The following is a 9,930-nucleotide window of genomic DNA, read 5'->3' on the forward strand; positions in this document are numbered from 1 at the left end:
GGGCAGACGTCGCCCCGTCGGTCTGCTCGATGGTTTCGAGCTGGGCGAAGGCGGCACTCAACTGGGCCTGCGCGAGCGCCACCGCGTTGGCCAGGTCGCGGTCGTCCAGCCGGGCCAGGGCCTGGCCCTGCCGCACCTCGTCACCGACCCGCACCTCGACCTGCTGGACGGTGCCCGGCACCGCGAACGAGACGTTGGCCTGCTGCTGCGGGGCGATCGTGCCGGCCAGGCCGACGGTGCGGGTCTCGGTCGTCCGGGTGACCGTGACCACCTCGGTCTCCGGTCCGTCCTCGGGTGCCGGCGACAGGGTGATGGCCAGCCAGGCCGCGAGCACCAACAGCAGCAGCGCTGCGGCCGCGGTGAGCACCCGACGCTTGGTCGACCATGCCGGTCGGGGCCGTCTGGCGTTCATGGGGCTCTCTTTCTGGCCCATGCTGGCTGCGTGGTGCGGACACTGCCAGCGTAGTCACGGCCGCAAAGCGGCGTCCCGGACGCAGCCGGTGGTCAGGCCAGCGTCCAGTACAGCTCGGTGACCATCGAACCGGGGTCTGCCTGCGGGGTCGGCTCGGTGACGTAGACCTCCCACATCGCCGACCCGGGCTGACGGCCCTGCGACTGGAGCCAGCTGAACAGGTCGCCGTAGGCCTGCCGCAGGCCGTCGTAGGCGCCCACGTAGGTCGCGTGGGCGACCTCACCGCCCGGCAGTTGACTGGCCACCACGTTGCCGTCGGGGCTGATCGGCGCGGACGTGGTGAAGCCGACCTCCACCTCGATGGTGTCGGTTGGCATCCGCGGGTAGTAGCCGAACGCCTCGTGCGGGGTGACCCCCTGCCGCTGCACTGCCTCGGCGACCTGCTGGTACGACGAGTCGAAGAAGTTGCTCAACTCGGCCATCTGCATCGTCCCGATCACCACAGCGGTGGGTTGCGGTTCGACGGTAATGATCTCGGGGTTCTGGATCGATGTCGGTTGTTCGCTCATACGTCCTCCCACGGCTGGATCACTCAACGCTAGTGCCGCACCCGGCAGCCCGCTGCCGGTTCACCGGGCCGGCAGCCCCGCACTATCCCAGCGGGATCAACGCCGCCAACATCACCAGCGGCAGTGAGACCAGTGATCCGATCGACGTCACCGTGGTCATGGTCTTGAGTGCACCCTGTGTGGTGAGCCCCAGCAGAGCCTTGAACATCCAGAAGAAGTTGCTGTTGACCTGAAGGGCGAACATGGCTCCCGAGGCCACCGCCAGGCCGATCACGACCGGCGGCACTGGCAGCGAGCCCACGATGGGGGCGAGAATGCCGCCCGCGGTGATGGCCGCCACCGAGACCGAGCCGATGGCCAGGTGCAGCAGCGCGGCGATGAACCAGGCGAGCAGGATGCTCACCACCACCGGCACGCCCTCGCCAACGGTGAACAGCCCACCGAGCAGGTCGGCCAAGCCCGTCTGCTCGATGACGGCGCCCAGCGACCCGCCCACGCCGGTGACCAGCAGGATCTCACCGGTGGTGTGCAGGCCATCGGTGAACGCCTCTTGCGACCTCTCGGCCCCCACGAACCGGCGAGCCATCACGAATGCCATCAGCAGGCCCACGAACAGCGCCACGTTCGCGTTTCCGATGAATCCGATCAGGGAATTGCTGAAGCCGAACAGTTCGGCAAACGCGCCGAAGGCGATCATCAGCAGCGGGAGCACGATCGGTGCCAGCGACAACAGCAGGTTGGGACGCTGGTCTGCAGGCACTTCGGCTCCGGCGGCCTCTTCCTCCGCCAACGCCTCGGACTGCTCTTCGTCCTTGTCGGTCTTCCACCAGCCACGGTTCAGCATTCGTCGGAAGATCCAGACCGTCAGCACGGCGGTCAACGGGCCGATGACGATGCCGAACAGCAGGTAGGTGCCCAGCTGGATCTGCAGCAGACCCGCGATCGAGATGGCGGACAGGCCGGGCACCACGAAGACGTAACCGGCGAAGATGCCGATGCCGAGGGCCCCGGCCAGCCAGGCCAGGCCGTTCGGGCCCAGGAACTTCGACGACGACCGCGCCACCGGGGCAGCCAACACGACTTGCACGTCGACGTAGATCGATGGCGCAATGGTGCTGAGGGCAATGGCCAACGCGTAGGGCAATCTGTTGGGGGCGATCACCCGCACCAGCGCCGCCACCATCGTGGTGAATGCGCCCATCTTGTACAGCAGGGCCCCCAACAGTACGCCGAAGCCGATCAACAGGCCGATCTTGGCCATGATGTCACCGAACCCGAGCGTGATCGCCTCCACGGTGCCCTCGAAGCCGACGCCGGAGGCGAGGCTCAGGTAGAAGCACCCCAGGATCAGGGCGACAATGGGGTCGACCTTGAAGCGAATGATCAACAGAATGATCGCGACGATCGCGATCGCCGTGTGCAGAGCAACCATGCAGAAGTCCTCCTTGGTCAGCGACACAGCTGCGTGCCGCACCAAAAGGCTGCAACGACAAGGCCCGGGGAGCATCCTTGAGTTCATAGTGTTCACCGGGAATCGAAGCGTTGCCTACCACGTGCTGGCCGCACTGGGCCTGGTCACCGTGCTGGTGGTGATGATGTCGGTCGGCCTGGCCTACTGGCAGGCCTACCGTCAAGTCGAACAGGCCGCGTCCGGCAAGGTCACCAATGTCGCCTTGACGATCGCGGGAACCGACGATGTCCGTGAGGGCCTGAGAGCGCAAGACCCGGCCCTCGCTCTGCAGGAGTTCATCGAACGCGAGCGTCAACTGACCGGCACCGATTTCATCGTCGTCATGTCGGTTGAGGGCATCCGCTACACCCATCCGAACCCTGACCTGGTGGGTGGTCAGTTCATCGGCACGATCGCGCCCGCCCAGGCCGGCGGGGTGGTCGTCGAGCAGTACACCGGCTCGTTGGGGCCCTCCACCCGCGCTGTGGTCCCGGTCATGCAGGGCGACCAGGTGCTCGGGTTGGTCTCGGTCGGGCTGACCCGTGAGCGGGTCTGGGACCAGCTTCGGGGGCTGATTCCGAGGGTACTGCTGGTTGGTCTGGCGGCCGGGTTCGTGTCGGGGGCGGCCGCGCTGGTCATCGCGCGAAGTGTGCGTCGCCAGACCCTGGGGTTGAACGCATCAGAGGTGGCCAGACTGCACGACCACCACGAGGCTGTGCTGCATGCCATTCAGGAGGGCCTGATAATCACCGACCGGCAGGGTCGCATCCAACTGGTCAACGACGAGGCCGGACGTCTGCTGGGCCTGGACAGCGAAGCGGCGGGCCGTCCCATCGGGCAGCACGATCTTCCGGCTGACCTCATCGCCACGCTCACCGGCACCGAGCAGCAATCCGACGTTCCCCACGCACATCGTGGCCGCATCCTGTTGGTCTCGTCCAGCGCCGTGGTGCGCAATGGACGTCCGGTCGGGACCTTGACCACGCTGCGGGACCGCACCGAACTGGAGGAACTCACCGGACAGCTGAACACCGTTCGCGGCATGGCCGACGCCCTGCACGCGCAGGCCCATGAGGCGGCCAACCGGATGCACTCGGTGGTCACCCTCATCGAGCTGGGCCGCACCGAGGAGGCGCTCCAGTTCGCCACCGAAGAACTTCGGGCAACCCAACGTCACCGAGATGCCATCCTCGCGGCCGTGGCAGAACCGGCGGTGGCTGCTCTGCTGCTGGGCAAGACGGCCCAGGCTTCGGAACTCGGGATCGACCTGGAGATCGATGCCGAAGCGCATCTGCCGGCCGGAGTGCTGCCGGCACGTGAAACCGTCACGATCCTGGGCAACCTGATCGACAACGCCATCGAGGCGTTGGCCGATGGTCCCGAGGGCCCGGATCGCACCATCGTGGTCGACGCCCAGGTCGACGGCAACCTGGTCCTGCTCACCGTCAGCGACACTGGTCCGGGGCTCACCGAGCAGGCCGCGCAGCGGGCCTTCGAGCGAGGCTGGTCGACCAAGCCGGCAGCCGGGCCTGCCGGCCGTGGCCTCGGGCTGGCGTTGGCGCAGCAGACGGTGCGTCAACTTGGCGGTGAGATCACCTGCACGCCAGCCCCGGGGGCCACCTTCGTCGTGACAGTTCCGGTCCCGGAAGGGATGGGTGGGCCGAGTGCGTGAACTCAGGGTGTTGGTGGTGGATGACGAACCACTGTCCGCCTCCGGTCACGCGGAGTATGTCCGGCGGGTTCCGGGCTTCGAGGTCGTCGGGACGGCTGGCACCGTGCGCGCGGCCATCCAATCGCTGGCCCGGGGCGAGATCGACCTGGTGTTGTTGGACCTCAACCTGCCTGACGGGCATGGTCTCGACATCGTCCGGGCGATCCGGGCGGCCGGGCGTCCGGTCGACATCCTGACGATCACTGCCGGGCGTGAGGTTGATCTGGTCCGCGCCGCTGTCTCGCTCGGTGTGGTGGGTTACCTTCTCAAGCCGTTCACCTTCGCCGACCTGCGCGAGCGGCTGGAGGCCTATCGGCGTTATCGAGAGAGCCTGGCCGCCTCGACCACGGCCAGCCAGGCAGACGTCGATGCGCTCTTCCGTGACCTCCGACGCCCGGTTGCAGCGGGTGGTCTGCCGCCGAAGGGCCTGGCTGCCGAAGTGCTGGATCGTGTGGTTGAGCATCTCACCCACGCCGGCACCGACGGCCTGTCGGCCTCGCAAGTGGGCAGCGCGCTCGGCATGTCCCGGGTCACCGCCCGCCGCTACCTTCAGTACCTGGCCGACGAAGGGCGCGCGGTTCGCGGTCAACGTCTGGGTGGCTCCGGCCGCCCGGAGATCACCTTCACCTGGCGCGGCTAGCGACCGCCGACGACTCGAACCGCCACCTCAGTTGCCGCCCTCGCGTCCCAACCGGTTCGGTCGGGTACGGGGGGTACGTTGAGCAGGTGACGAAGCTGGCCCAGCCCGAGAGCAGGGCTGGAGCGACCCTGACGGTTGGCGACCGGAGGCTCATCGTCGGGATCGCGATCGTCGCGTTGCTGGTTCGGCTGTCCCGCTACCTGCCGATCAGCTCGATCCTGGTCGGGCAGGGCTACGACCCGTACGTCATGTACGCGGCGTCGGCGTCGTACCTGTGGGGTGACATGCCCTACCGCGACTTCGTCTTCCTGCACCCGCCCGGGGTGGTGGTGGCGCTGGTGCCGTTCGCGATGGTCGGGACGGTCGCCGGTGACGCCTTCGCGGTCGGGCTGGCGACGATCGCCTCGATGGTCATGGGGGCGATCACCACCGCGCTGGTCGGGTGGTTCATGCGTCCCTACGGGCGGCTGGCGATGGTCGCCGCCGGCGGGATGTACGCGGTGTGGAACGCGCCGGCTTACGCCGAGCAGATGCTGATGCTGGAACCCGCGCTCAACCTGCTGCTGATGGCGGCCCTGCTGGCGCTGCGGATGCCGACCAACCGTCGGTACTTCGCCGCGGGTGCGTTGCTGGGGTTGTCGGTGATGGTGAAGCTGTGGGCGGCGGTGGACGTGCTGCTGATCGGCGCCATCATCCTGCTGACCAGGCGGGGCAAGCTGCGCAGGTCGTTCGTCGCCGGGGTGGTGATGGGCGGTTGCGCGCTGGGCCTGCCGTTCTTCCTGGCCGCGCCGAACCGGATGTGGCGGATGATCGTCAGCACCCAGCTCGGTCGGCCGCACGAGGGCATGACGCTGCTGGGCCGGCTGGAGTACTTCGGGCCAGGGCCCTACCCGCAGCACCCGGTCGTGCTGGCGCTGGTCGGAGTGCTGGTGGTTGGGCTGTCGCTGTACTGCCTGGTGGTGCTGCTCGCTGCTGCCCGGCACCGCGCCTGGACCGAACACGCCACGATCGCCTCGATCGGCCTGACGCACCTGGTGATGATCGCCACGTCGGCGTCCTTCTTACGACCACTACGCCGCTTTCCCGGCGCCGGCGCTGTGCTGCGCGCTCGGCTACCTGATGGCGGGTGGGCGCCGGGCCTGGCGCCAGGCGGCCGGCAGGGTGGTGGTCGGGGTCCTGCTGGTCGCGATGGCGGTGGGCTCGGTGGCGTCCTCGTTGCGGCACACCCCGATCGCCAGCCTGGCCGAGATATCGGCCTGGAGTTCGGACCAGCGCTGCGTCCGGGCTCACGTGAAGGACCTGGTGTGGGCGGACGCGGTGAGCCGCAACGCCCGCATCAACTGCGAGTTCTGGATCGACCCGTTCGGGGTGCAGCTCTACCTGGGCGAGCAGTTGGGAGCCGAGCAGGCAACGCAGGTGTACTCGGAGCAGCGGATGGAGCAGTTGCTGGCAGCGGATGCGCTGATCCTGTACCTGGAGGAGTACCGTTGGCAGTTCTCCGCGGAGGAGATCGCGCTGGTCAGGTCGCGCTGCCAGCTGGCCCTGGAGACCTCACCGGTGGTCACCTGGGTGGACGGCAGGCAGGTTACGGCCCATCGGGGCCTGTGGGAGTGCCCATGACTGATGAATCAGGACGCCGCTTCGCCGACGTGGTCGTGATCGGCGCCGGGCAGGCCGGGCTCTCTGCGGCCTACCACCTGCAGCGCCGCCGGTTCTCCTCGGCGCTGGAGGAAGGGCCCGGGCGATCGTTCATCGTCCTTGACCAGGAGGACGGCCCGGGAGGGGCGTGGCGCCACCGCTGGGACTCGCTGGTGGTGGGCACCGTCAACGGCATTCACGACCTGCCCGGCATGGCCCAGCCTGACCCCGAGGACTGGGAGCGCTCGAACGTAGTACTGCCCCGATACTTCGGTGACTTCGAGCGCAAGTTCGACCTGCCGATCCTGCGCCCGGTTCGGGTGCAGTCGGTTGAACGGGTGGACGACGACGCGCACGGCATGCTGGCGGTGCACACCGACCAGGGCGACTGGACGACCCGGGCGATCATCAACGCCACCGGCACCTGGCGGCGTCCCCACTGGCCCTACTACCCGGGACGCGACAGCTTCGCGGGCCGGCAGTTGCACACCGTCGACTACGTCAGCGCCGAGGAGTTCCGGGGTCAGCACGTGGTCGTGGTGGGTGGCGGGATCTCGGCGGTGCAGCACCTGGCGGAGATCTCGAAGGTCACCACCAGCACCTGGGTGACCCGCCGGGAGCCGATCTGGCGAGAGGGTGAGTTCGGGCCGGACGAGGGCAGGGCGGCGGTCGCCATGGTCGAGGAGCGGGTGCGGGCGGGCCTGACCCCGCTGTCGGTGGTGAGCGTCACCGGCCTGATCTGGACACCGACGCTGCGCGAGGCGGCGGCCAGGGGGGCGCTCGACCGGCACCCGATGTTCAGCTCCATCGAACCGGATGGGGTGCGTTGGGCGGACGGCTCCTTCCAGCCGGCCGACGTCATCTACTGGGCCACTGGGTTCCGGGCCGACCTCGGCCACCTGGCGCCGCTGAAGCTGCGCGGGCGGGGCGGTGGGATCATGATGGACGGTACCCGGGTGGCGGCCGACCCGCGCATCCACCTGGTCGGGTACGGGCCGTCATCCTCGACCGTCGGAGCCAACCGGGCCGGACGCGACGCCGTCCGCGAACTGGCCGCCCTGCTGGGCTGACCCGTTCCCTCGGCACCCGCCATTCCCTCGGCATTCGCCGCTCGGAAGCGCCCGATCGGCTGGCGCGTTGCCCCTGATCTGACCTCGAGAGGCTCCGTAGCGTTGGTGAATTCGGAAAACGGCACCCCGAGGCCACCGAATCAGGTCAGGTGCTCGAACTCGGCCGCTTCGTCGGGGCTGTAGAAGTGCTGGGCGCCGTCGTCGGGTAGCTCATCACCGGGGACCCCGAGCAGGTACCGCTCGCGCTCGGCCCGCCGGACGGCGGCCTGGGCCTCCAGGTCGCGCAGCCGGTCGATGACATTGCGCTCGGCCAGCAGCCGGCGTCCGGCCTCGTGCAACTCATGGTTGCCGGTCAGGAACTGGGCCTCGTCGAAAACCTTGCACGCGACCATGTGCTGAAAGGTGTCGAACCCGGCCTGCTCGACGAGTTTCGAGAACCGCTTGACCACGTAGTCGACCTCTTCGCGCAGCGCCGGGTTGCGCAGGTACAGCCACTTGCGCTTGCGGATCGCGTCGTCCAGCGCCTCGACCACCTCGTCGTCGAGGTCGTCGGCGGCCAGCAGCACCAGGTCGAGGTCGGATCCGTCCACCAGCCCGCCGGTGCTCGATTCACGCCGGCTGACGTCGTGCGACATCTCGAACACCACATCCCCCGCGATCAGCACGCACAGCCGATCCCGGTCGGCCGGCTCGGGCAGCACCTCGTCCAGCACCTCGGCCATGAACCGTTCGGCCACCCGCCGCTTGCCCCGGCTGATCGCGACGGTGCGGCGCTGCAACTTGGCCGCCTCCCGGTCGACCGTTGCGGCCTGCTCGGGAACACCGATGACGGTGTAGGTGACGAACTCCCGCAGGATCGACGGCGACAGCCGGGCGTACCCGGGAACGGTCCGGTCGAGCCGCAGGTAGCGCCGTCCGATCCGGCGGCAGACGAACTGGTCGGACTGGCAGGCCTTCCACAGTCCGAAGACCTCCTCGCCGGTTGCCTCCTGCAGGCCGGCCCCGGTGAGCGGGCCCGACTCGGTCAGCGCCCGGTGGATGGCCGCCAGGTCGGCCACTAGGTCAGCGTCCCGTTCTGCGGCGCACAACAGAAGGCCACGGTCGCCATCGACTCGTAGGGCTCCCCGCGGTGGTCGATGATCTCGAAGCCGCGCGCCGCCACCTCGTCGGCCCGGTCCAGCAACTCGGCCGCCGCCTTCTCGTCCAGGACGAAGGTCAGGTCGCCGCCGTCGGCCACGTATTTCTGGCCGTACGAGAGCGGCACGTCCGGGGTGACCGCGCCGAGCACCGCCTCGACCACCGGGCCGGTCTTGCGCGGTCCGTTGGCGACCATCAGCACCTTGCGGGCCCGGAAGACCAGTTCGGCACCCATCGAGATCGCGAAGTGCGGCGCCACGGCCTCGGAGATGAAGTGCTGGTCGATCACCGCGTCGCGCAGGGTCTGCTCGTCCAGCTTCACCAGCAGCATCGGCGAGGCGTCGAAGGGGATGCCGCTCTCGTGGAAGGCAACGTGGCCGCGGCCACCCACGCCGATGACGTGCAGGTCGATCCCGCCGGCGGCCGCGATCTTCTTCGCGTATCCGTCCAGCACCTCATCACGGATCCAGCCCAGGTAGCCCTCGGCGTCCGGGCTGATCACCACGGCCCGTCCCTTGTCGGTGCCCACCAGTTCGCAGCCGTCCCCGGCCTCGAGCGCGGCCAGCAGTTCGTCCTGCTCGATCAGCGTTCCCCACGGCACGTTGGTCTCGGGGATCCGGGGGTAGCACAGCCCGAACAGTTCGGTGATCATGAAGTGGCTGTACGACTCCGGGTGCAGGGCGCGCTGCTGCGGGTTCTCTCCGGGCAGGCCGACGTACTCGTCCAGGTTGAACGTGGTCACCCGCCGGGCGTCCAACCGGCCGGCGTTGAACGCCTTGGCCAGGTGCTTGTACAGCCCGGTCGGGCTGTTACCGGTAGCCAGGCCGAGAACGTAGGAGTCGCGCTCGGCCAGTTGGGCCGTCATCGAGTCCTCGACCACTCCGGCCGCGACCTGGCTCATCTGGTCGAAGTCCTTGGTCACGTGGATCCTGAAGGGCATCTGTGGGTCTCCTTGCTGACCGGACGCCGTGGTGGGGCGTCTCAGGGTGTGAGTGCGGTGAAGATCGGGATGGGGACAGGACGGGTGTCAGGGCTTGTCGAACAGCCGCAGGGACGGGACGTGTTCGGCCGCCCGCGTGGTGCGCTGGTCGACCAGGCCCTGCAGCCAGGTGGTGCCGGCTTGCCGTGCGGCCGGCGTGAGGCCCTGGATGGCAGCCAGGTAGTCGTCACCGGCATCCCGGGCGGCCTGCAGTTCGGCGGCCAGCTCATCGGGGACGCTGACCTGCGGCGTGCCGAACCCGGCCACCAGCTCGCCGATGTCGTCGCGCAGCTCCCGGCGTCCGGCGTCGGCGCCGTCCAGGCG

At 68.7% G+C, this 9,930-nt stretch carries 9 protein-coding genes; 3 read left to right on the plus strand and 6 right to left on the minus strand.

Features of this window, described 5'->3' with window-relative positions; all coding sequences use genetic code 11:
• From WBL05_RS12235 to WBL05_RS12245, 3 genes are all read right to left on the minus strand, one after another.
• Window positions 1-412, minus strand: a 412-nt coding sequence (locus tag WBL05_RS12235) for a biotin/lipoyl-binding protein (RefSeq protein ID WP_424226267.1), incomplete at its 3' end; no start/stop codon positions are given.
• A 92-nt stretch (window positions 413-504) separates the two neighbouring features.
• Window positions 505-981 carry a GyrI-like domain-containing protein gene (locus tag WBL05_RS12240; RefSeq protein WP_424226269.1) on the minus strand — a complete coding sequence of 159 codons (477 nt, stop codon included), beginning with the start codon at window positions 979-981 and terminating at the stop codon, window positions 505-507.
• An 82-nt stretch (window positions 982-1,063) separates the two neighbouring features.
• The gene (locus tag WBL05_RS12245; RefSeq protein WP_424226271.1) at window positions 1,064-2,413 is read right to left on the minus strand and encodes a GntP family permease; all 1,350 of its coding nucleotides are present in this window, start codon (window positions 2,411-2,413) and stop codon (window positions 1,064-1,066) included.
• 88 nt (window positions 2,414-2,501) lie between these two features.
• Here WBL05_RS12245 and WBL05_RS12250 point away from each other — a divergent pair, with 88 nt between their 5' ends.
• The 3 genes from WBL05_RS12250 to WBL05_RS12260 all read left to right on the plus strand — a co-directional run bounded on the left by WBL05_RS12250 (window position 2,502) and on the right by WBL05_RS12260 (window position 7,490).
• The gene (locus tag WBL05_RS12250; RefSeq protein ID WP_424226272.1) at window positions 2,502-4,103 is read left to right on the plus strand and encodes a sensor histidine kinase; all 1,602 of its coding nucleotides are present in this window, start codon (window positions 2,502-2,504) and stop codon (window positions 4,101-4,103) included.
• 16 nt (window positions 4,104-4,119) lie between these two features.
• Complete coding sequence (locus tag WBL05_RS12255; protein WP_424226274.1) at window positions 4,120-4,782, plus strand: response regulator; 663 nt, start codon at window positions 4,120-4,122, stop codon at window positions 4,780-4,782.
• An 86-nt stretch (window positions 4,783-4,868) separates the two neighbouring features.
• Window positions 4,869-7,490: an NAD(P)-binding domain-containing protein gene (locus WBL05_RS12260; protein ID WP_424226276.1), complete on the plus strand. Its 2,622-nt coding sequence runs from the start codon at window positions 4,869-4,871 to the stop codon at window positions 7,488-7,490.
• Window positions 7,491-7,630: 140 nt separating this feature from the next.
• Here the strand turns inward: WBL05_RS12260 and WBL05_RS12265 are convergent, their stop codons facing one another.
• The 3 genes from WBL05_RS12265 to WBL05_RS12275 all read right to left on the minus strand — a co-directional run.
• Window positions 7,631-8,548 carry a hypothetical protein gene (locus WBL05_RS12265; protein WP_424226277.1) on the minus strand — a complete coding sequence of 306 codons (918 nt, stop codon included), beginning with the start codon at window positions 8,546-8,548 and terminating at the stop codon, window positions 7,631-7,633.
• The gene (locus WBL05_RS12270; RefSeq protein ID WP_424226279.1) at window positions 8,548-9,567 is read right to left on the minus strand and encodes a 6-phosphogluconolactonase; all 1,020 of its coding nucleotides are present in this window, start codon (window positions 9,565-9,567) and stop codon (window positions 8,548-8,550) included. Before WBL05_RS12270 ends, WBL05_RS12265 begins: the two co-directional genes overlap by 1 nt.
• Before the next feature lie 87 nt (window positions 9,568-9,654).
• Window positions 9,655-9,930 (minus strand): hypothetical protein (locus tag WBL05_RS12275; RefSeq protein ID WP_424226281.1); only part of this gene is annotated, 276 nt, incomplete at its 5' end.

The organism is Brooklawnia sp. (genome assembly GCF_049651565.1).
Taxonomy (GTDB): Bacteria; Actinomycetota; Actinomycetes; order Propionibacteriales; family Propionibacteriaceae; genus Brooklawnia.

What these genes read in the sequence shown, in the direction of transcription:
- WBL05_RS12245 (WP_424226271.1), bottom strand. Translation starts at nt 2,413, where the DNA reads ATGGTTGCTCTGCACACGGCGATCGCGATCGTCGCGATCATTCTGTTG.
- WBL05_RS12240 (WP_424226269.1), bottom strand. Translation starts at nt 981, where the DNA reads ATGAGCGAACAACCGACATCGATCCAGAACCCCGAGATCATTACCGTC.
- WBL05_RS12270 (WP_424226279.1), bottom strand. Translation starts at nt 9,567, where the DNA reads ATGCCCTTCAGGATCCACGTGACCAAGGACTTCGACCAGATGAGCCAG.